Raw genomic sequence first — 23,260 nt, 5'->3', positions numbered from 1 at the left:
ACCAATTACATAGCCAGGTGCTTGCTGAAGTCAGGAGGGTTTAGAAATCAGCTACACCCTTAAATGCGAAGAGCCATTTAAGTGATAGCCAGAGCGACGAGCACTATGTTGATGAGTTAACACTGAACATAGATACAGCTGTTGATCCATTACCTACGCTCGTTTATGAGGGGCAGGTCTTTCGCGACAGTGGCGACGGCCGGCGCTATGCTCACTATCAAATCCAGGACCGTGCCGGTAACTTGAGCCTGGCTTCGCAGCGTATTGAATTGCTCGTGGAGGTCTCTCCCATTCCTCGTGATTTGCCCTTTCCAAAAGTGACTCAGGCCAGTGGTTCGGGCTCTATCAGTAAGCTAGATCCTTTTAATGCAGGTCAAGGCATTACGGTTGAGATACCCGCCTCAGTTGTTTTGTATGAAGGGGAAGAAGTAAGAGTGTCATGGGGTGTGGCAGGTAAGGTTGGATATTTTTTGGGTGAATTTTCAAGTGTGCCTGCAGACAGAAAGTTGAATGTCGGTAAAGATCATGTACCTCAGCACATGGGTAAATCGATCACAGTTAAATATGAGGTAAAGACTGTTACAGGAAAGGTACTACCTTCAGAGCGCTTGACAGTCGATATGGGCATGATACCTCGTGACTCGATGCAGTATGGTTACTGTGATGTCACGCAAGTGAGTGCGTCAAGATTTCCGGATGCTGGCCTGGTGGTTAAATTGTTGACGCGTTGGTTTTTGATAATGCCCGGGCAGTATGTGAATATTTATGGGAGGGGGGTATCGGCCACTCCAGGGCTTGCGGATATTACGTTTCCGGTATTGACTGATTTTGAAGTCACTCAACAGTGGATTGATGAAGAGTATATAACTGACTTGATTGTTAAGGCAGATATAATGCCTTTTAAAGTACCCAGTGAACTTACAATCATTACCCGTTTCAGTTTTGATGGTAAAGAAACCTGGACGACGGAAGAGGGCAGTCCACGATCAAAGCTTCAACTCATCACGTAATACTGCCTTTTAACGGCCCCGCTTGGGGCCGTTTCTTATTTGTAGGTAATGGTAAAGGCCAATGCGCCTTTTGCTGTACCTGGCTCTATGGCTGATGTGGGATCTGTCTGATAAAGCCGCGCTTTAAAATCCAGTACCACATTGCCAGGGGTGATAGCCAAAACGGGGATTTCTTTTTCGAGCTCAAAAGGTGTTATGCCATCATGGGTGAGCACTTGTATTCCGATACCTCGCGCATTTGAATCAGCGCTGAGGCTAAATAGACCTTTTGCTGAATCAATAGGAACTGAATCTTTAGCACCATCGAGCCGTATATGGGCGGTGGCGATATTATTGTTCGTAGGGTCAGCAACACAATTTTCCAGGGCAATGGAAAAAGGAACAGGGGTTGTGCCGGTATCAGGCCCTTTGAAATCAGCGATATTCCATTCTTTAAGGTCGACAGGGTCTGCACTCACCGCCGTGGCTGAGACACTGCATTGCGCTTGAATGACGGTGCCGGAAATCCCAAAATCAAAACCTTTTCCGACCCCTGAGAGGCTCGAAGTTGCCAAAGTGCCGCCATCCAAAGGTTGTGGGCCGGGAGTAATGTCGCCCGTCTTGATCAGTGTGACTCGAGAACTCAGTCTGCTCAGGCTGAACTCGACTGACATTCGTTGGTTGTGAGTGGCTGTAAAAGGTATGACAGGCGGGCCCATCGGTGTAAAAGCGTTAGTCGCCCCGCCTGAAAAAGGAAAGCCCAGTCGTACATATGCCCCTACTCCGCTGATATTGGTTTCAATGACCTTACCATTAACGTCCTCGCCATTGATGGGCGGCAGCAATACTGGCGAGATCGCTCTCACAGCATTAATAGTGAAGTCCAGAATGACGCTGCCATCATTAGTGCATCTCAATGAGGATCTGTTTTCATCAGTGGGGGTTCCATATTTATTGAATTCTCCTATGATGCTGCCGATCTCTGCATGCCGAGGAATATAAACACTGCCCATGTCTTGACGATATAACTGAGGGCCAGGGGGCGAATTCGCCTCCCAGTAGCAGGTGTTTGCCAGCCCTGTTTGGCTATAACCAATAAGCCCGAGGCCGGTCAGTAAAGTCATTAATCGCTTCATGTGTGCTCCGATCCGGTAAGCGGTACTTTCATTTAAACCGGTGCATTGGAATATGATGTTATTGACACTGCAAAGTTTGCAGATAATAGCCATCTATTTTTTTCATTGTTAAGGGGTCTATGTTCAGCAGGCAGCGTTGATGATTTTCATCGCCCCATATGACTTCAAAACTTTTAGTATCTTCAGCGCTGGTGAGCATGACTTGGCCGGCCTGGCCAACCATGCCAAGTTCTTTTCCGGTTGAATCACTCACGCGAGCACCGAAGGGCAGGGGGGTGCCGTCTACTGTATGGCTGGTAATGATCAACCGTTTGACTGTGCGTGCAGCAAATGTCGCTTTTACCACCGCCCCTCTGCGGGGGATTAATTGGGTGGTACCGTTTTCAATTTCAACTTCAGGCCCAAGGTTGTCTGTTTGCAACTCTACATTGTTGACACGATAAGGCTGTAGATAAGGGACGATGGCATAACCGCGTGAGTTAGTGCGCACTCCGGTTGTATTGACTACACCGGCTCCCGAAATGCCTGGAACTTCCACCAGGCCTATGGTTTCACCCAAGTAAGGACCTAACTCGATACCGTCCCCATGTAAAAGGACAGCCCCGCTCGCGTTCATGCTTAGACTGCGGTAATCACGGCCCATTGTTAGCCCTGCGCCCACGCTGGCGAAGGGCGCTTGGTAACCTAGCGCCAAGGTAGAAGCAGTTTGTTGAACGTTATCGTGGCTTACTGAAGCCCGATAACTTAAGCGACTCTCATCGGTAGTGCCGCCTACACTGGCTCGCTGGCTTAAACGGTCGCCAAATTTCTGAACGTCGAAGGTCGCCGAAGTGGAGTGTCCGAAGTCCAGCGGCATGGAAATACTTAAACCTACGATACGGTTTGTTTCCATGTTGCGCTGGTTGCTTAACGCTTGAGAGGCGAACACGTTATAACTGATGCCTTTGTATTGAGTATTAAATTGAAGTTGGAACTGACGCTGTGCGTAGTTGCTGAGCCAATAATCCTGGTGTGAAACAGTCAAACTCATCGAGCTTTGTTTGCCCACATTCTGTGATACTGACGCTTCGAGCCGACTTCGCCGGCTGCCATAGAACGTCGCGTCCTGGTTGCGTTGGCGCAAGGCTTCGTCAAAGTCTCTGTAGCCTTGGGTGGAATAGCGATAACCGGCAAAGCGCAAGTTGGTGCGTGATGCAAACGATTTGCCATATTTAATGGCGTAACTCATGCCTTGCACATTGTGTGTGTCGCCAGAGTCGATATCGGCATTGGAGTGCGTCACATCGAGTGAAAAAGCACCCGCTGCACCAAAGTCTCTGGCCACGCCTAATGTGCCGGCCTGGTAGTACTCACTGCCCAGTACGCCGCCGTACAACGTTGAGTTCCATAGCGTGCCGAGCGCTAAAGTACCCTGCCATAGCAATGGGTCCTCAAGATCGTAAGCGTCGTTGTACCGCGCCACAGTGGCGCTATAACGCCAAATACCCTTACGTAACAAGTTGCCGATGCTGGCATAAGGCTGGGTATATCGATAGACATGGCCGTCTTCTTCAGTCAGGACGATTTCGAGTTCTCCGCTGCCTCCGGCGGTACTCAGGTCTTCAATCGCATAGGGGCCAGGGCTGACGTAAGTCGAATAAATGGGATAGCCGTTTTGAAGTACTTCCAATTTGGCGCGGGTCTGTGCAACACCTCGAATGATAGGTGCGTAACCCTGTAATACGTCAGGTAACATTCCCATGTCCGAGTTGATGGTCAACCCTTTGATGGGCATGCTGCGGAACACATCGCCCGAGGTGAATGTTTCCCCCAGAGTCAAGTTGGCCCGTGTATTGGGCAGGTCACGCTGCAGGTAGGTAAAGGCTCTAGCCCACTTGCGTCGCCCTTCCTCATCTGTACGCAACGATTGGTTGCTGCGAAAACGCCACGCTCCCACATTCAGACCGCTGGTCACATTCAGATCCTGGTTTCGGCGTGTACCCATATAACGCCCAGTGCCTTGTTGAGCAGAAACTTGATAGTTGATGAACGCTGCATTGATACCTGTTTGCCACAGGTCTGAAGATACATAACCGATTACGTCGCGGCGCATGGCTATGTGAGGGATCGATATGTCTAGCCGCAGCGTGCTGCTTTCCATTTCACTGGTTGCGCCTCGTACAAGGCTCGGTAAATCAATGCATTGTTCAGTGATGTTCTGTGTCGTAAAAGTTTGCATCCTGACGCCCATGGCTTGTAAGTCTTGTGCATTTAGGCAGGGCGTCAGTCGTTGACCATCATCGCTCAATGAGAAGGTCACTTCTCGATGGGCAAAATAGTGTTGATTGATAAATATCGCGACAGTGTAACGATCAGGAGGCAGCGTGTGAGTACGTGCAAGTGACTTGAGAATCATGACACTGGACTCATTACCTTGTGTGTTGGCCTGGCGTATGAACCCTGATTGAAATTCGACGGGTTGCGCCCTCACTGTTGGGAGTTCAAACATCACGATAATCGCCATCGTGGCAGTCAATAATGGAGCGGCGCGCACACCCTGAGGGAGCGCTCGTTCAAGAGTGCAAGTCATGAGCATGTTCCTGAGGATTAAGCACTAAGGGGGCTGGCCCCTTAACGTGCCGCCTGAATGGGAAGGGTCAAGGGTTGTGTATAGGCGCCGTAGTCGTTGATGGCAGAGAACACCACTTGCATGCCTTCCTGATATTTCAACCCCTCAAGTTCAAATGCCCGCTCGCTAAGCGGGGCCGACATATCAGGGTTTTTCACAAGATGTTTTTTTCCGTTGGCCATAACATCCAGGCGAACGAAGGAAACGTGATAGGGGGTGGGGTTGCGCACTATTAGCTGTGAAACTCCGTTCACTTCACTCAAAAACCATTGCAACTCTGCAAGCTTGGCAACTGAGCCTCCTTCAAGCGTGTGTGGCCGATAAAACAGCTTGATGCGAGTACGTATAGCGATGTTAAGGGCATTGCCAGACGTGTCATTAGTTTGAGGTATTTCCTGGACATTAAAGTAAAACAGTGATTCACGATCTGATGGCAGAGTGTTTGGCAGGGCATTTATTTGCACCTGTTGATCTTTGCCAGGGTCAAGCCGAAACAGTGGCGGTGATGCGATCAAGGGCACCGCAGTGGTGGTGTCGTCAGCCTCGGTATTAACCCAGGCTTGTGCTGCGTAGGTTTTTTTACTGGGGTTACGCACGATGATGGAAACGCTGCGTTGATCACTTTCTATGACTACTCGAGTGCCACTGATGCTCAAGGCTGCTTGGCTGGTTAACGGCTGGAGAGAGAGCACAAACGTCGCCACGCCATAACTGAGCATGCGCCGGGTCAGGGTTGAAACAAACATGAGGGAGTACCTTGGACCAGGGCAAAGAGGCGCCCTGGTCTGTTTCTATTAAGTCAGTTCAGCCCCCCTGGAACGGGAGCCACTGCACTTAAGAGGTGTTAGTTGATTTTCACCACGAAGGCGATGTCGGCCGAGGCTACTCCGGCTTTCACGTTGGCAGCGGTTGAGCGATAGAACGCTTCGAATTGCATGTCAGTAGGGTCGGTTGAGCTCAGAGCATATTCAGCAGACGCGTCGCCATTTTTAACGGAGGACCCAGTCTTGTCCTTGATAACTATGGCCACACCTTGTGCTGCATCAGCCGAACTGCGTATAGCAAAATGATCACCGTCGGCCAGGCCACTGAAGGTGACGGTGGCTGTGTTGGTGTCGGGGGGAGCAGCAAGCCCGCAGCCGCTGTCAGGGGTGAGGCGCAGGCTGAAGGGTTTACCACCGCGGTCCTGGTCTACAGCCGTGTAACGGCTGGCATTAACGTCGACCATTTTTACGAGGTTCCCAATAGAGCCATCACCGGGATTAACGATCTCAATTGGGCAGGTACTGGAAGTGATCTTGCCTTCAAAGTTGATAGTGCCAGTGGTTGCAAACACGGATGTGCCAAACAGGCTAAGGGCAAAGCCCATAGAAAGGTGAAGGGGTAAAGCACGCATAAAAAGAACCTATTGAATAAGATGTCCCCTGTCTCGATACGCCGAGACGTTTTAGGGACTTAATGGAGTGGCGCTCTAAGCGCGAGTCTCGGCGGTGGACAATGCTATAGAGCCGGATGTTGCGTAGATATGAGAGAACTCTCAATTTCAGAAGTAGAAAGAATTAGTAACGATCAGGTTTCAGATAATGAAACCCAATGCACTCATTGCGAATGCATTGGGCAGCGCTGAGTTTTAGAAATCACTACGTTGGCCGAAGCCGTTTGTTCCTCGTATACGTGTTGCTGGAGTCACTGTGGGCCATTTTTTCGGGCCAGAGGCATTAACAGTTTGTTGAGTAATCGCCGGTAGTGAAGGTGACGGTGGTTGAATTGGCGGAGTGGGGGGGGTGAGTATTTGATGAGACGTGCTTGTTATGGCAGTGTCGGTGGTCATTTCACGGGTGATATCAGGTCCTACTCGGTAAGAGGGATTAGGGGCAGTGTCGGGACTTGCAGCCCCATCAATTTTGCGTCTTTTTGAGGGGCTGGATTGCAGGGGAGAGTTGGCGCGCTTAATGGCGGGGTTCGACTCAATGAACATAGGATTGTCACGTCCTTTAAGTAAATTGATTCTCTGGCGCGCTGAGGCCTCTACAGCGCGCTCAAGGACATCTGGACCTCGCAGAGTATTTTTAACCAACTTTTTACCTAGCGAGTTTGGCAGTGGCATAAAACCGATGAGCATTTCCGAGGATTCCAAGTTTTTACTGAGGGTGCCTCTGGTATATAAACCCCATGTCCCGAGCGAGGTTGCGAAAAGATCCACGGACAGACCAATGAATATAGGAGCTGCAGTACCGCCAGTCGCAATGGTTACGCCTACTCCGATCGCCATCATGGCCGCAGTAATCAGCCCTTGCTCTAGGCTGAATCCCTGGATAGGCGCTGCCTGTTTATAAACAGGATTTGCACGATCTATTGACTGATCATAGTAGGAATAATGACCCGTAGGATCGCTGAATTTAATAGGGTTGCCCAGGCAATAAACATAGGGGTTTATTCCTCCAGCACCAAAAGGGCTCAATGAGTCGGGGCTATGAAAGCGCATCAGTGAAGGGTTGTAGGCGCGGTAGCCTTTGCCCAGCAGGTACCATCCCGTATCCTGTTCACGCATCTCGCCGTTGAAAGCCAGCGAACCGGTTAATGACCAGTCGCCGCTGTCTCCGTAGGCGTTATAGACGGCAGATTTAACCGCCTGGTCTTGGCTTTGTGCTATCACCGTTTTATTGGCATCGCACATATACAGCAGTACCTGATCTGGATCGTCTGACTGTTGGCCCAAGGTTTGATCGGCATCACGGAAATACCGGGTGTGTATTTCATCTTGTAAGGTACCGACCAACTCATACCCTTCATACATTCGAAAACATTCACTTTGGTCCCGGTTAGTTGAGGCGATCAATTGGTTGTGCCCATCGTATCGATAATGGGAAAGTGAAAGGCTTGAGCTGTCGTTACCAGCGTTCAGCAAGCGCCCCTGGCTGTCGTATTCCAAGTGATTACCGAATTCGTCATTCCGTTGGTGGCCGTCCTCATCGTAGGTAAAGACACACAACCCTCTACCCGCCTCTATGTAGCGTTGATGGCTATGGCTTACGCTGAGTAGCTGGCAGGGATCATCAGTTTGATAACTGAAGATAGCATCGTCTGTTGTGTCGTCGTCGTAAGTAGTGAATCGTTCAGTGATATTGTCTAACGCATCGAAAAAGAATAATTGCGAACGAATACGTTGACCGTATTCATCTTTTGGCAATGTAGCGCCCTGGCATTGGTGCTCAATTAAACGGCCGCGGGTATCATAATTAAAGCGCTCAGCAATCAGGCTGTAGCCGTCATGTTCAAGAGCACGTGTTTCGAGTAATCCACTAATACCCCATGTTTGCGTAATAATCCGGGGTGGTTGATTGTTAAGTATTATTGTGCGTTGGATTTCTTGATCGTATTGGTCGTATTCAATCGCGGTGACAAGAACGGCGCCTGATTGTGTGTCCGTAGTGGTCGTGCAACTTACGCGTCCAAGCGTGTCGTAAATATACTCTGCTCTGAGTACACCCTGTGTCATTTGGTGCAGGCGTCCATCCGCATAGTAATCACAAGTGTTCGTGGTGCTTATATTATTAACGACCGTTGTTCGTGAGAGCTGTCGACCTTGCAAAGTACTGGTGTAGTCCGTCTGTAGCGTCGTGCCGTTCGTATCAGTCCAGGTATCTTCGAGCAGTTGTTGCGATTGGTTATAGACATATTTTCGGACGCCTTCGCTCGTCGTCACCTGGGTTAAAAGAGCACTGCTTGGGTGGTACTCAAAAGTAGCCGTCCCTTCTTCGGAAATCATTTGTCTAGGTGATGATGTTAAATTAAAGTCGTACGCATAACTAATAATTTTTTTCTTAAGCGTTTCACGTTTACAAACTTGCATTTGTCCATCTGTATAAGAGAGTGTTTGAACGCGAGAGCCTACTGTAGAAGACGTCATGCGTCCTAGGCCATCGAAGGTTTGTTCGCCAATGACTCTTTTAATGTTTGCGCCGTCTATGACTTCAAGCCGGGTCGGTAATGCCTCAGTGCTGTGGGGCGTGTAGGTGTGAAGCACGCGGGTGCGATCCGGCAGCGTGTTGCTGACCAACCTGGACCAAGCGTCATAAGCATATTGGCTGGTGTTACCAAACTCATCCACTTCTTTGATGCAGTTACCAACACCATCATAATTATATTCATAGTAGCTGATGACTGTATTTTGTGAATCGCGCATTTCAACTTTAAGCGGTTTGCCTAACGAGGAAAGGCGAGTAACATTTAAACCATGTTGCACCGCTACGAGACCAGGTGCTTGGCGCCAACGAGTGATTGTCGGTTCAAATTGTTCCTCAGAATTTTTTAAACCGATGGGGTCGTGGACTTCATAGTAAAGTATGTTGTCTGGTTTTTTAGTGGCTTCAAGTTGATTCCAGTGATCGTAAAAAAAATGGCTGGTTAGCGCCAACGAGTTGGTCTCATCAATCCAGTCGTAGTAAGTCTCTTGCGCCAAATGACCGCGGTTGTTATAAAGGGCTTCATACGTTTTCCGATAATCGCGGTTCTGCGGGTTTGTATTGTCCATTAATTCTTGCGAGATCATACGATCAAGGCCGTCAAATTTAACGCGTGCCTTTAGCCCCATGACGTCGGTGATAATGTGTTCTGTTATCAAGCCCTGAGCCGTTGGCAGATAGTATTCATAGCGCCGAGTTGCACTAGCGTTTGTATCAGGGGCGGTAGTCTCGGATTTAAGACGCCCTAGAGAATCGTAGGTGTAAGCGACCGTCGAACCGTTGTCTTGTATTTCAAACACGGGTTGTCCCGTGATAATAGATGTGTGTGCTTCGGTCGTGCGGTAATGGCTGTCCAGACTGCTCCCCAGGGTTTTACGTGTCACTAATACGGGTACTGTTTCTGGTAGCGATAACAGTCCATATTCAAAGTCGATGAAGCTTGAAGAAGTCTCTAGTGTCAGCGTTTGACGTTTGAGGCGGCCATGACTTACAAGGTTGCCAAGAGTATTGTAATAAGTTCTTTCAATCGTTTGTAAGGGTACAAATAATTCTTTTGATTGACCATTGGCTGGTTGCTCAACAGTGACCTGGAAGAGCTTTTCTGTGGTCAGAACTTGATGATTTGCAAACCCTTCTATGATCGAAGGTAAAGAACCATAGCGGAACTGACATTGCAAGGTGGGTGCATCCCCAAAAGATGAAGGGGCAGGTATAGTTGTTTTTGTTTTAAGTGAGCGTACAAAAAGTTCTGGATCGGGAGGGCAGTAAAAGTCATCTGTTGGAATGCCTTCTCCGATGGGGGCGTAGTAAGTGCTGAGCAGAGTTGTTCCGTCAGCCAAAATCTTTGAAGTTTCGTTGCCGTGCGTGTCATATTGAGTCGTGACAGTTTCAGAGCGAATCTTGTTTTTATCAGATGTTAAATACCAGGACTTGGTAACCGTATGTGGGAGTTGGAAAAAGTCTGGTTGTGCTGAAAACAGTGCATTTTCGAGTATGTGGTAAGTCGTCTCAACGGCTTGAATATGCCCGGACTGTTGTATTTCTTCTCGGGTGAGCAAGTGAAAACGGTTGTAGATTCGTACAATCGAATTAACTGTAGCATTGCCATCTAGAAGCGATTGTATGGAGCCGTATTTATAGTCAGCCACGACTTGATAAAGATTGTCATAGCCGGTGTTCCCCCACACTAATCCCGGTGCATGATACCCCAAGAAATTATGCTGATTGTTTTGCTTAGGTAAGACATACGTGTACTTATAATTAATATCATCTTGCCCGGCGCCAGGTTTAATAACATGATGAGTGACCCTGGGTATACGGAACTCATCGCCTGCTGGATGTCCATGGCCTCCGTCCTCATACCGCACATATTCATGAGCACCGTCGGGCGTTAAAACTTCTGTGATACACAGCAAATTACGAAGCTTGGTAAAGGTGAAATTCCAATAGGCATGATCATCTGTAGGTAATGTGACCCGCGTTTCAAAACTGCCTGGAACAGAGCGCCACTCGTAAGTGGATAATGCATTACTGTCCTGACTGAAGCCTGAATATAACAAAATTTTTAATTCAGAACTGCCCAATCCGGAAATCGATACAAGTGCAGTACCTTGTGCGTCGCTTATGTGCTCCAGGGCGTAAATGACACCCGTGTTAGTAGTGACGGGCGTATAGGCGAATGCTAATTTGTGGCCCTGTGCAGAATATAACTCTTTAGGTAAATACAAAGAACCATAAAGACTGAGTCGTTCTGAAAGCCCTGATTTGTGCTCGATACGATAGGTGTCAGCCCCTTCAGAGTAAAAATTAAAAGTGACTAGTTTTTGCTCGTTGAACTCTGCTTTGGCGTCAATCCAATTACTAACTCTCAGTGCTTCCCCCGTGCTTAATGTCAATATTTCAGTTGTAGGGTCGTACTGAGACAGTTGCCAGGACCACCCCGTGCCGAAACCACTGTCGAGGGTATTTAATGGGTTAAAGTTCAAGTTAAGAGGAAATGCCGGGCCGCACAAATTGTTAGCATTAATATCTGGAAAGTTCACAGATGCAGTGTATTGGCCGGTACGTGGGTCTACCTGATGACTCATAAAGCTGAGAAAGTTGAAGGCATTGGAGTGCAGGTTGCTCGCCATGATAATAACCTCTGGGTGCAATAATAAAGCCGTTCCGGTGCAGTGCTATAGCCATAACACTGTGCATCGCCCAAGTGCGGGTGATGTCATTCGCATATTTTCCTGTGCGAGCCTACCAATAAATTTAAGTGTTAGTACCTAGTAGTTCTGCTAGTACCCACCTAAATCTTTAGGGTGTAAAAAGAGGTGACCAGGCAGTACAAAAATGCCCCGTGGAATTTAATATTTTCAGGAAATCAGCTAATGCATGACCTACTTCCAATGCCGGTCGTCGCCAATTTAAGTTCGGATAATGTCCTCGATCTTGCTGCATTAGGTGATTTGGCGCTTGCTACCTACATTCCAGTCGGCGGTATTGAGGACGATGATGAAGTTTACATTTACCCGAATTGGCGTGGTTGCGGGCCTTCTGGCGCCGTATTCGATGATGCGGGCTCGATGGTGCCGCTGGACAGAGATCAGGTAAAACCTGAAGGCATGCCGGTGTCAATTACCAATTTATTGCTCAAAAGCCTGGATCAGGGTTGGGTTTTTTATTCTTATTCGTTTGAGATCAATGGAACGCGTACTGAAGAATCAGCACGTCGATTTTTTTATGTAGGAAAGCGACCTCAGAAAGTTGCTCTTTTACCGGTAGCCCAAGTACGTGGGGCACACGACCTGCATATTGATGCTGATACTATATCGGATAATTTTTTAACTGTGGTGGTATTACCTTACGAAAACATGACTGCAGGCGATGTTGTCACGTTTTTGTGGCAAGGTTATACCGCCACCGGTACCGCTAGGCCTGTTATTAAGAGTGTTATCGAATTGGTGAAAGAACAGGTGGGGCAGCCTCTGGAATTCACAGTTCAGAAAGGTCAAGTGACCATCATTAAGAACGGCAAAGCCGAGATTAGTTACTCCATAGCATATGCTGATGACACTAGGCCGGTGACACAGTCTATTGTGCAGACGTTCAATATAAAAGCGTCATTGACGCCATTCTTGCCAGCTATTGAGATACCCGGTGTAATTGGTTATTTAGACCCTAGTCAGTATACACAGGGCCTTAAACTATCAGTTAATAACTACGGTGCGATACAGGCAGGTGACTATATTGTGCTTTATGCTATGGCTCCACGAGCAGGCAGAAGCACGTCTATTGTAATGCCTGTGGATGCCAGTACGGTGGATCGTGGTACTTTTCACGCGCTTTTGGAATATCAGTGGTTGCTAGATAACACCGCTCAAGACGTGGTTTTTACTTACCAGTTCTCTCGGCTTGGAGCGGCAGGCGCCAGTCTGCCATTACCAGTAAATATCAATAAAGAGCGTAAGGTAACAGAGTTTCCTCATGTTCCACGCGCCACTCCAGGTAATGAGGGCGAAGGCGAGCTGGCAGCCAATATTGCTGTTAATGGTATTGATATTGAAATTCCGGCTGAGGTCGAACTGTTTGCTTCTGATAGCGTGCATGTACGTTTCAATCAAGAGGGTGAAACGGGCTATTACTTAGGGCTGAATAACCCAGATAACCAGAGATCTTTCACTGTGCCCATGGAAGCAGTCACCCCAAACATAGGGAAAAAGGTCCAAGTCTATTACCAGATCACTCCCGCGGGCACAACCATTCCTCTTGTGTCCCCTGCGTACACGTTAACGGTGCTTGACCTCGGCTCGGGTCAGGTTATTGCACCCATTTGTACAAAGCCTGCTAGTTCAGGCCGATTAAGTAAACGAGCTGTTATGGCCGTCGAGGTTGCTGAGTTTACGCAAAATAAATTCATGTTCTTCCAGGCAGGGCTATGGGTGAAGGTCTATGCAAGCGTGAGTGGTGTAAAAACTTATTTTCGAGGCACTGCACTGCAAGGCGTCCAGGTGAGTAGTGAAGAAACTGTTGAAGAGAAATTGATCATCTCCATAAATAAAGACTACGTTAATGGTATTGCAATTAATAATAAGATGGTTGTTGGGGCAGAGATAAGTTTCGATGGCGGTGAAGAGTATAAGCAGTTTGATACTGTTTCGTTAACCGTTGTTGAGTGAATAGATAATACTCAGATTTTTAGCGCATGATGAATATGAATGAGGCTCGCAATGAAAACTATAGTCAATTCGGCAGAATCCATACTTGCAAAAATGAAAGGCCAGTCTGTAACGAGTAAGTGGGACGCTATCATATTTTATAACCGCAGCATGTCAAACCACGTGCTGGAGCAAGAGTATATAAAGTTTTTTACAGAGGGCAAATGGTATAACCCAATGACGCAAACTTTACAGGCGCAGGGACAAACGGAGAAGGTTTATCTCTCTGAAGTCGTTTTTTCACAGCCAATGGTTTCTTTTGTTTCTCGTCACGACGGTCAAGACCCGGTATTGCAGTTGACATGGTTCATCAAGAGTGGGGGTTATATTCTATATGATGGCACGGATATTCGCTCTGAAGGAGACTTTAATCCAGTCACAGGGCCTACTTTAACATGCCAACTGGGTGTTTCAGAGGGGGGCGTCAAGGACGGAAAAGTTGTCCTGAATTTGGAAACGTCTTATGACTGGAGATTTAATTTTACCCATAATGCTGATTTTGATTACCAATACGGTTATCTGGCAATGGGGACGCTGTTGAACCTGCTGTACCCAGAACAAAAAGAAATTGTTTTAAGCCAAATAATCTCGACGGGCGGCGTGGACTGGAACCCGACCAGTTTTCGGGTTGAAGTAAAAATGCCAGAGACTGCACGCTTACTGGATGGCTACAGTTACGATGATGGTGCAATCAAGGTCTACGTAGGCCTGGATGGAAATACCGAAGGTGGTACTCCGACACCCGATTCAGATATCTACATGATTCCTGACGATGGGGATTATACCGCTGCCATTGTAATCAGTAATAAAGCGATTATGGAAAAAGTGCTTAGTAAAGGATTCGTCACCATGGGTGACGCTGGTACAGGATCGGCGACAGCAATTGAAATACAAAAGAATACCGATCTTTATAAGCTGGAGGCAGTTCAGGGTAGCCTCAATATCCAAGGTCTTTGGTTTAATGATATTCCTGGGTTAACGGCTGTGCAAATTGCAATGCTTATTGGGAAGGTTCCTGTTTCTGATATTCAGAAAGCCGAGTTCAGCATTTCAATGGTTGATGATCAAGTCAAAGCCGAGTGGAAAGGCTACCAGCCACTGACTTTTGATTATAATAACAACCAATACACCGGTGAACTGAATTGGCAAAAAAATATATCCGGTGAGTTTCTGACTCTGTCCGATACCGAAGTTGGTCTAAAGCTCAAAGATAATAGTGCTGTCGATTCTCTGTTGATTCCTGGCCCAGGTATGCCAGATGAAGTAGTAGAGAGGTGGTTGTATGTGTCTAACGTCTATAATGATAACGTTGTAAAACCCTCAGTCGAACGTGGTCTTGAGCGCTTGATTAGTCGCGTACCAAGCTTTAACACCTTCGCTTTACAAAGTGTTCTATTCAAAAATGGAAATGTGATTGCTCTTGAAAAAGCTCACACGCCTGGAGATATGGTTGTATTCGGAAAGTTTCGTCCGGGATTGACGTCCATTGAAATGGTCAATGCGATGCCTCACCTTGTGGTCGGTGAAGTGTATAAGTTCGACGTTAATGAGTCAGCTAGAGGTATGATGCTCATATGGTCGGTTGCACCGTTAAACACTGGCAAGGAGTATTACGAGGGCGACATTGGCACAATAAATAGGCTTACTGGGGAGTATACGGCGCCATTAACGATTAGCGGGGAACACATTCAAGTTAAAGTGACGGTGGCCGATGAGCATTCAGACGCTACCAGTGTGGCGCTGGTGTCTATTTCCATGGATTCAATCCAAATAGTTCCGCGTAAGTTCAAAGTCGATCAAGACGGGGGGGAACTTCGCTTTAAAGCGCTGAGCCATAACAAGACAGAAGTGACGCGAACAATGCCTGCGAACTCAGTCAGTAGTTGTGAGCGGGACCCAGGTATTATAGATCAATGGATCTTTAAGGCAGGTAAGTTACCTTTGGTAGATCCTGAGAATCCTGATTGGGGAACAGTCGCTTTTCTCCTTGAAGAGGTGACTTTCAGTACCGCGTTAGCAACTAAAACAGCGGTTGCTCTGGTCGTATCGAAAACTCAGTCATTTGAATTGAGTTATACGTTAAGCGGCGATAAAAAAACAGCTCTGTTCATTGCGAAATCGAGGGGAGTACCCAAAGAATGTGAATGGGTTAAGTTGATTGGGCCGGGATCAATGAGCAAGGAGGGGGTTTATACATTTGATCCAGAGTCCGACGACGACCAGAGTATCATCGTGAATGCAAGTCTCATAGCGGACCCTTCGTTTAGCACCGCTGACTTTTTTTCATTTACTAATTTAGAACTTCTAACTCAGCAGATTCGCTCAGGCAATGCCCCGGCTTGTGTGCCTTGTGACATAGATGCAATGGAAAGGCATAACCTAAGCAATCGTAACCTTTATATTAAGTAAATAAGACTTTGGAGTTCTGCTATGAGTATCAATTCGCGTGATACGCTGTTGGCTTCTATGAACGGCGAAAATACGACTAGAGGCTGGGGTGCTATTACGGCTTTTAGTCGGAGTCGGTTAAACCGCTTGCTGGAACAGCAGTTTATTAATGGGTATGGTAAAGCAACCTATTTTCCTAGGATCTCCAAAAACTTTGAACTGCCCAATTCACGAAAAGTGACATTGGAAAATCTAATTCTTGGTCAGCCATTGATTTCATTTGAAAATGCTTCTCTGGATGCATCAAAAGTTACGGTGACTTTCCGTTTAGTGGGCGGCGCGTACAGCGAAGTTAAGAGTATTTCGGGTGAGCCAGACGTTTTATTGACACATACTAAAATCAAAGAAACTCATGGTTTTACTATAACAGCAACCATTAATTTGACGGTGACGCGAGGTGATATTGATCGTGTCGGCCGTGTGACATTAGATCTTTCTGATGCCGTGGATTTTACCTGCAACTTTGGTTCTTTAACGGGTATTAAACAAGAAATCAGTAAATTGTTGAGTGCTTATTTCAAAGCCTTGCCTGCTCATAAAAGAATTTTCCAGTTAGGCGTGCTGGATCTTTCAGGCTACAACCCGTTAACCCCTGTGAGATTTTATTTACGCACCCAGCGAGCGCCCGGGGCAGAGGTTTTGGGCGCCGATAATGTAGGGGATGGCGCTGTATTGGTGTTCATCGATTTGGCTGGCAGCGCGGCCGGGAAAGATTTTCCAACGCAATCCAGCGGTTTTCGCTATTTCATCCCTGACGATACCCTAAACGGGCAAGACCAATATTCTGCGGCTCTGGTCCTCCATCACTCTATGCTGGCCGACGCCAATGCAGACAACATGGCGTTATTGACGACCTTGTTATTTCCTGGGCATAACCACTTTGAACCCATTTCTACCCATGACCCTCATGACAGGATTGTATTGGGTAATTTAGCCCCGAGCATCACGCTGTACAGTGTTGAACCCACTTTCTCGACCGTCCAGGCCGGAGGCACGCAAACGTTCATCTTTGAAGATGGCGAGGGCAAACAGGTCAATGCAACGTGGCGTGCACGTAGCTTGAACAGTTTTGGCTCTGAAGGTGCGGGCTCTATGGTTGGCAACGTTTACACGGCAGCCCCACGATCAAGCATTGGTCATGACACGTTACGGGTTGTTGTGACAGGCACTTATGAGAAGGGTGGAATTAAATACGAAGCTTCAGCATTGTTGCTTGTTGCTTACGAGGCGGCGTCCATCTCGCCTTTGGTCTCTGAGCGACAAGTCTTTGCCGAGGCTTCTGATTATCTGCCTGGTTCCCCCAAATTCGCGATTGCGAAGCAGTGGATCAATGCCGAACCTATCAAATTCAGTGCGTCAGCTGCGGACACCGATGTGGTTGAGTGGACGCTGCTCGATGAAGGGTATGGGTCCATTGAGCTGACCGGTAATACGGTTAATTACTCATTGCCAGATCCTTCCGAGATCGCAGGCAAGGACCTGTTTGTTCAGCGCGTTAGAGCCTATAACAAGACGACTCAGCAAGAGATGGAGAGCTCCGTCCTTTTATCGTCATGGGCGCATAACGTGCATATTGCGCCTGCGTTTGTTGAGAACCTTGTACCTAATGCCCAGGTGCAACTCAGTACTGACTGGAATCGTCCGGGTACTGTGACGTGGTCTGTGGTCAGCGGTGATGGATCTGTTGATAAAAATGGCATGTTTACGGCTACTAACTCATCTGAGCCGCAAACGAATGTTGTGCTTTACAGTTATATGTCAGACACAGGCGTGGGCATGTCGGGCTTCAGCATTATAGAAACGTCAGGGTATACACCGCAAAAATCCTGGGACACCGTTGTCATTACTGTGAAAGTGATTGATGGTAAGGGCCCGGCAGACAACGAGTACCAAGGGAGCGCCTATGCAAACGGGTGGCAACAGGTTCGTTTACAAACCTTCTTGGTGACCACAGGTGGGGAGTTGTCCTCAGAAGAAATTGACTCATTAGAGGTTATGGATTTTGAATCGAATCAACCGGTCCAAAATACAGACCAATTTAATGAATACGGCATACCCTACGGTTCAGAGTATGACTGGGCTTTTGCAAAGCAGAGCAACAGTTTTACAATGATTGGGGCAAGTAATGTTGTAAGCAATGAACTATTTGCCAATGCCACCGAAGATCTTTATGTTGTGGGACGGCCGTTGACCGCCGGTCAAATTCAAACGCGCACATTCTTCGTGCGTTTCATTGATAGCAATGGCACGCCACATACTTCTTTAATTGCTGATAATGCCGACGCTGGTAAAGTTTTTATTAAAGCGCTGCCCATACCACAATTAAATAGAGAGTCGTATTCATTCACCAAGACAAGAGTACTGACAGAGGGTGATATCGTATTGGATCCTCAGCGTCCAGCCGATGAGGCGCCTTCTTATGATTATAATTATCGAACGATAGATTATTATACAGTTGCTTATACGGGTGGGCAGTTTAAATTTGCTAACTTTGAACGCACGGATCCCACGCTCAATCGTAAAGACATAAATCAATCAACGATTCAATGGGAAAGTGACGTGCTTGAAGAAACCATGTTTAGCTACACGGGTAGTGCATTTTTCCCACCAATCGGCAACGCACCTAAGTACCTTGGTTTTGATCCGCAGTTAATCTCTATGAATGAAAACTTAATAGCTAAACTTGCTACGCTGGAGGTAGATACTGCATATAGTCCGAGCGCAGGGCAGTTGCTGGTGAGTCTTCACCGCACCGATGACGTTAGCTACCTTTCACGTTCAAATGCTGTGAGGATTAAACTTTATAAGGGCGTGGACTTCGAGTTTCAGGATGTTTATGGTAATTTTCATGGTATTAAAATTGCTTTTCCTAATGCGTCAGGTGAAAACAGTCGTAATGATCTGATACTCAGCACTTTTCTGCGGGATCGCGAATCAGGTGAGGTAATCGAATCATGAAACGATTAATGACCCCTCTGAGTTTTTTGTGCTTTACAGCCATCATGAGCAGTACTGCTCCAGTCTGGGCAAGTAATGCGCAGACTCAACTTAAACCTGTGGAAGATGTAACATCTGAGGTTGTTATTTATAATGCACTGTCAGATGGTAAGCCCAAAGAGCAATGCAGAATCCCGTTTTCTAATGAAGTATTGAATGTCAATATGGGGGACAATAAGTACGGGTGCAATAATGATGATGCTTATTATATTTCCCTGCAAAACGTACCTTCTGCAACTAAGATATGGTTGATGTCTGAGAAGGATTGTAATTTCAACAACACTAACGCTGACTGGGTTTTTAAATTAATAGCACGCAAAAAAAGCGTGTCGACGGATACTCTCAATATCAACGGATTGCGACTAGCTTTAGAGACGAAGCAATCTAATCCCGATAAAGCGGTCATCGTAACGGCCGGTGTTGAGCTAACCGGAGGGCAATTTGTGAGGCCGGAAATTAATGGTAAACTTTCATGTGTTCGCATTGAACCCTCGACGCCAGATACTTCGCAATCACCGAACGTTACTGCTCCATCATCAGCATTTCTCAAAAATGTGAATGGGGGTGCAACGTCGCCTGAGTTACATGCGCCAGTGCCCGTTATTAATTTTTATGGCAAGCCTGACAGTGGCAGTAAATTCTACTGCTCAATCCCTATTAAAAATTATACATACCATTTAGCTGCTTGGGAGGACCGCGACGGAGTACCTCATGATAAAGATGATGGCGGTTATGGTTGTCCGAATGATGATATATATGCGTTAGAGCTTAGTAATGTGCCCTCGGCGACGAGGATTTATTTGTCTTCCGAGTCAAGTTGCGATATGAATGAGTACCCCGAGGCCCCGGGAACAAGTTGGGCTGACTGGATCATAAAACTTAAAACAACGCAAAAAAGCGTTACCACCCCAGGAAATGATGCGCCTTATTTGCAACTCAATGATTTGATTTCTATGGAGAGTAATAAGGTAGTGGCCCCGCCCCATGCCGGCTTGCTATTAATACGTAAGATTCATAATCGTGGCAAAGTGGGCGGTAAATTATCCTGTGTTCAGATCATTGTGCCTACACCCGATATTTAATTTCTATTAGCACTTCTGCTTGCTCGAGCGGATTTAATTAAAGGCCCGTGCTCTTTTTATTGAGCGCGTGCCTAAAAGTATTATTCAAACTAGGGGTATTCAAGATGGCATCATCTACAGCAGTGCATTCCAATGCCTTCAATTTTATGAGCTACTTGCAAGGTGGTGTAGATCCACGTACAGGGCAGTACAGCGTTTCCATAAACTTGCCGGAACTAAAAGCTAATAATTTAACCGGGCCAGTGGTTCCTTTAGTGTTGATATTCAATCCACTTAATTTGCGTGATAGTGGTTTTGGTCAAGGATGGTCATTGCAACTTACCGAGTTTAATTTAGTCACTCGAGTGTTGTCATTGAGTTCTGGTGAAACCTTCAGGGTTACGGGCAAAGATCCGGATGGGCAGTTGACCATGGAGGAAAAAAAACTCGACAATTTTCATATTTATGAAGAGGGCGATGAGTATCGAATCGTTTATAAGTCGGGGGGGACTGAAATACTCAAGGTTTATGGGTCTACAGCACTGCCTGTCTATATGTATTCTGCAGAAGGGCGTCGGGTAGTTTTGGACTACGTTCCCTACCTCGCAGACTATAGGCTGAATACCGTAAAGGATGAGTCTGATATAACACTTCTTTTATTTACTAGCGATGGCATCACTGTTTCGATGCAAGCTTATCCTTATTCGAGTGAGGCGGGTGGGGCGTTGGCGGTTTATACGCTATTCCACAATCAATCACAGAGCACGACAGCTCTCACGCTGCCTACTGAAGACGGTGCCCGTTGGCTATTCACGTATGCAGATAAGCTCGGGTTCAATTGCATTTGCCGTGTTGAGACACCCACTGGAGGCCTGGAAGTTATTGAGTATGGTGACGGTGGACACAAGCATCCTGACCCTACGGCGTCAAATTTACCACGTGCTACGCTTCATAGTGCAGACCCAGGGTGCGGCCAACCCATCGTCACCACAGAGTATCGTTATGATCTACCCAATCAAGCAACGCAGAATAATTTTCTGGGCTTTGGAGCATCAGGTCTGAATTGGGATCCAACAGGCATTGATAACCTGTATCAAGTCATAAACTATGATTACAGTACAGTTGAGCGTTTATTGAATGGCGAAGATGAGGTTCGCCGTGTACAGCGAACTTTCAATTCATTTCATTTGTTGGTTAAGGAAGAAACCTACCAGAACGAATCTGTGATGCGCGTCACAACGACTTACCATGCTCTAGCGGACACTATTTTTGTCAGTCAGCCCCTGAATTTTCAACTACCGGCCAGCGTTGAAACACGATGGGAGAAGAAGGGCAGTTCTCGTTCTGAAATAGTCAAAACCACGTATGACAAATATGGAAACCTGATCGAAGAGATTGGAGCGGACGGTGTTACTAAGCGCAGCACTTATTACTTAGCTGAAGGAGGCGATGGCTGTCCTAAAGACCCTGAAGGATTTGTCAGGAGTGTAAAAGACACAACTGTCATCCCGGCCTCCGGTGCTTCAGATGTGGCACAGCAGCTGACAACGGCTTATCGCTATACATCGTTCGGCGCGTTAAATGCCGCACGGGCTGATTGGTTGGCGGTTGAAAGTGAATCACTGTTTGAGGTGAACAATAAGGTTGAGAAATTGCTGCACAAGGTTACGTACAACTATAACAATGACGTCACGCAACCTTTGGTCTTTGGGCGTATTAAGCAGCAGGCGCTAGAACGTCCCTCCCTGGACGAGGATACCTATAAATTCTTAACCGACTATGATTACAATTTGTCGCCTGCACGCTACAGTCGCGCGGCAGAGACAGTATTGCAGACAATAGAAACAATAACTAATTTCGATGGGACGACAAAGAAGATAACCAGTGAAACGTCCACGGTTCATGGCCAACCCTTGTTAGTAGAGGATGACAATGATGTGAAAATTGCCTATGTCTATGATGCCTTGCAACGTGTCATCCAAGAAACCGTGGCACCTGACCTTACTAACTATATTGCGCACCGTTACTATACGTATGAACTATCTATGCGGTGGGGAGTTGCAGCTAAACAAATAGCTACCAATGTAAAAGGTGTCAAGACAACGACTCTGTTAGATGGTTTTAATCGTGTGGTGGGTGAGACCCGCCAAAATGCTGACGCAGTTAACCGAGCGCGCGCAGATGACTTTAGAGAAACGTATCGTGCGCAATATGACGTGTTTGGTAACCTTATCGCTGAGACCGAAATTGATTGGCTTGATGAATCTGAACCACTGGAGTTAACAACATCCTTTTTGTTTGACGATTGGGGGCAGCAACAAACTGAAGTTCGCCCAGATGGGGTTAAGGTGCATGAGGAAACTAATCCGATTGGTTCTTCGCAGTGGAATGGACCTATTATTACGACTTGGACCGAAGTGCCTGGCTCGACGATCAAGTACCTGTTGAGCGTCAGTAAACTGAACGCGTTTGAAAAGCCTGTCATGATTGAACGATATGACGGGAGCGGTGATGTTTTCTCTAGCCGACATGAATATTTTTATGACGGTTTAGGGCGTATGGTCAGAGAGGTTGATGGCCGCAAGTGCGAGACACGCTACGAATATGATGCATTTGGCCGGACGATTAAAACAACACTTCCTGATAAAGCGAAGGTGGTGCGTGAGTACGCTGCACACAGTGCGGAGGACTTGCCAACCTTAATCAGTGTTGAGGGACAAGTCTTAGGTACTCAAGGTTTTGATGGGTTGGGCCGTATGACGTCATCGACGACGGGGGGCAGGGAAAAAGTATTTGATTTCAGGGCTGGAGAGCTACAGCCGTGGAAGGTCACCACAGCGCGGCACCATGAAATTGAGTATACGTATGCTCCACAATTGGGAGAGGAGCCAACGCTGCGCAAAGTATCTGGCTCGGCTAACAGTGCGAAATATGAATACGACCCCCAAAATGCACGTTTGAAGAGTTGCACTGATCAGGACCAAACGCTCGAACGTGAGTATTTCTCGACGGGTGAAATTCGTACAGAGAAAGTTTCTCAGGTCCAAGGCGAACCTTTGACCATGACCTATGATTATTCGCTTCGTGGGCGTATTCGTTCTTATAAAGATGTCTTGGGACAAACACAAACGTATGATTATGATTCTTTAGGGCGTTTGGATAAAACGACGTTAGGGAATATAAGGTCTACCTTTGAATATAATAGCCTGGGTTTGATGGCTTCGATTACAACAGAGGATGGTCCGCTAGGTGATCTCGGTAATCCACAAGTGATCATAAAGCGGCTCTTCGCATTTAAGGGTGTAGCTGATTTCTAAACCCTCCTGACTTCAGCAAGCACCTGGCTATGTAAT

The 23,260-nt window shown here is 47.0% G+C and carries 11 protein-coding genes; 6 read left to right on the top strand and 5 right to left on the bottom strand.

Annotation, left to right across the window (positions count from 1 at the left end; genetic code table 11):
• Positions 1–242 precede the first annotated feature (242 nt).
• Positions 243–1,010, top strand: coding sequence for a hypothetical protein (locus GHO32_RS24835; protein ID WP_153443045.1), 768 nt, complete (start codon positions 243–245; stop codon positions 1,008–1,010).
• Positions 1,011–1,045: 35 nt separating this feature from the next.
• Here the strand turns inward: GHO32_RS24835 and GHO32_RS24830 are convergent, their stop codons facing one another.
• The 5 genes from GHO32_RS24830 to GHO32_RS24810 all read right to left on the bottom strand — a co-directional run bounded on the left by GHO32_RS24830 (position 1,046) and on the right by GHO32_RS24810 (position 11,331).
• Positions 1,046–2,125, bottom strand: a complete 1,080-nt coding sequence (locus GHO32_RS24830) for a fimbrial protein (protein WP_153338131.1) — start codon at positions 2,123–2,125, stop codon at positions 1,046–1,048.
• Positions 2,126–2,183: 58 nt separating this feature from the next.
• The gene (locus GHO32_RS24825; protein WP_256665464.1) at positions 2,184–4,694 is read right to left on the bottom strand and encodes a fimbria/pilus outer membrane usher protein; all 2,511 of its coding nucleotides are present in this window, start codon (positions 4,692–4,694) and stop codon (positions 2,184–2,186) included.
• Positions 4,695–4,735: 41 nt separating this feature from the next.
• The gene (locus tag GHO32_RS24820; protein WP_153334555.1) at positions 4,736–5,479 is read right to left on the bottom strand and encodes a molecular chaperone; all 744 of its coding nucleotides are present in this window, start codon (positions 5,477–5,479) and stop codon (positions 4,736–4,738) included.
• Between the two features lie 98 nt (positions 5,480–5,577).
• A complete protein-coding gene (locus tag GHO32_RS24815) occupies positions 5,578–6,129 on the bottom strand; it encodes a fimbrial protein (RefSeq protein WP_153334553.1) in 552 nt (183 codons plus the stop codon).
• A gap of 234 nt (positions 6,130–6,363) precedes the next feature.
• On the bottom strand, positions 6,364–11,331 hold the full coding sequence (locus tag GHO32_RS24810) for an RHS repeat-associated core domain-containing protein (protein WP_153425868.1): 4,968 nt from the start codon (positions 11,329–11,331) through the stop codon (positions 6,364–6,366).
• Between the two features lie 243 nt (positions 11,332–11,574).
• On the opposite strand from GHO32_RS24810, the gene GHO32_RS24805 reads away from it, so the two are divergent.
• The 5 genes from GHO32_RS24805 (at position 11,575) to GHO32_RS24785 (ending at position 23,224) form a co-directional block, all read left to right on the top strand.
• Positions 11,575–13,362, top strand: coding sequence for a hypothetical protein (locus GHO32_RS24805; RefSeq protein ID WP_153336665.1), 1,788 nt, complete (start codon positions 11,575–11,577; stop codon positions 13,360–13,362).
• Between the two features lie 51 nt (positions 13,363–13,413).
• Complete coding sequence (locus GHO32_RS24800) at positions 13,414–15,810, top strand: hypothetical protein (RefSeq protein WP_153336666.1); 2,397 nt, start codon at positions 13,414–13,416, stop codon at positions 15,808–15,810.
• Positions 15,811–15,831: 21 nt separating this feature from the next.
• Positions 15,832–18,807: a hypothetical protein gene (locus GHO32_RS24795; protein ID WP_153336667.1), complete on the top strand. Its 2,976-nt coding sequence runs from the start codon at positions 15,832–15,834 to the stop codon at positions 18,805–18,807.
• The gene (locus GHO32_RS24790; protein WP_153336668.1) at positions 18,804–19,928 is read left to right on the top strand and encodes a hypothetical protein; all 1,125 of its coding nucleotides are present in this window, start codon (positions 18,804–18,806) and stop codon (positions 19,926–19,928) included. The genes GHO32_RS24795 and GHO32_RS24790 overlap by 4 nt, the downstream gene beginning before the upstream one ends.
• 104 nt (positions 19,929–20,032) lie before the next feature.
• Positions 20,033–23,224: a sugar-binding protein gene (locus tag GHO32_RS24785; protein ID WP_153443043.1), complete on the top strand. Its 3,192-nt coding sequence runs from the start codon at positions 20,033–20,035 to the stop codon at positions 23,222–23,224.
• Positions 23,225–23,260 lie beyond the last annotated feature (36 nt).

This window comes from Pseudomonas sp. FSL R10-2189, from assembly GCF_009600325.1.
In the GTDB taxonomy this organism is placed as follows: Bacteria; Pseudomonadota; Gammaproteobacteria; order Pseudomonadales; family Pseudomonadaceae; genus Aquipseudomonas; species Aquipseudomonas helleri.
Note: the sequence above shows the minus strand (reverse complement) of the source record. Positions and strands in the feature narration are given on the sequence as shown.

Excerpts from the sequence above, each read along its gene's own strand:
- GHO32_RS24830 (WP_153338131.1), bottom strand. The coding sequence starts at position 2,125 with ATGAAGCGATTAATGACTTTACTGACCGGCCTCGGGCTTATTGGTTAT.
- GHO32_RS24825 (WP_256665464.1), bottom strand. The coding sequence starts at position 4,694 with ATGACTTGCACTCTTGAACGAGCGCTCCCTCAGGGTGTGCGCGCCGCT.
- GHO32_RS24820 (WP_153334555.1), bottom strand. The coding sequence starts at position 5,479 with ATGTTTGTTTCAACCCTGACCCGGCGCATGCTCAGTTATGGCGTGGCG.
- GHO32_RS24815 (WP_153334553.1), bottom strand. The coding sequence starts at position 6,129 with ATGCGTGCTTTACCCCTTCACCTTTCTATGGGCTTTGCCCTTAGCCTG.
- GHO32_RS24810 (WP_153425868.1), bottom strand. The coding sequence starts at position 11,331 with ATGGCGAGCAACCTGCACTCCAATGCCTTCAACTTTCTCAGCTTTATG.
- GHO32_RS24805 (WP_153336665.1), top strand. The coding sequence starts at position 11,575 with ATGCATGACCTACTTCCAATGCCGGTCGTCGCCAATTTAAGTTCGGAT.
- GHO32_RS24800 (WP_153336666.1), top strand. The coding sequence starts at position 13,414 with ATGAAAACTATAGTCAATTCGGCAGAATCCATACTTGCAAAAATGAAA.
- GHO32_RS24795 (WP_153336667.1), top strand. The coding sequence starts at position 15,832 with ATGAGTATCAATTCGCGTGATACGCTGTTGGCTTCTATGAACGGCGAA.
- GHO32_RS24790 (WP_153336668.1), top strand. The coding sequence starts at position 18,804 with ATGAAACGATTAATGACCCCTCTGAGTTTTTTGTGCTTTACAGCCATC.
- GHO32_RS24785 (WP_153443043.1), top strand. The coding sequence starts at position 20,033 with ATGGCATCATCTACAGCAGTGCATTCCAATGCCTTCAATTTTATGAGC.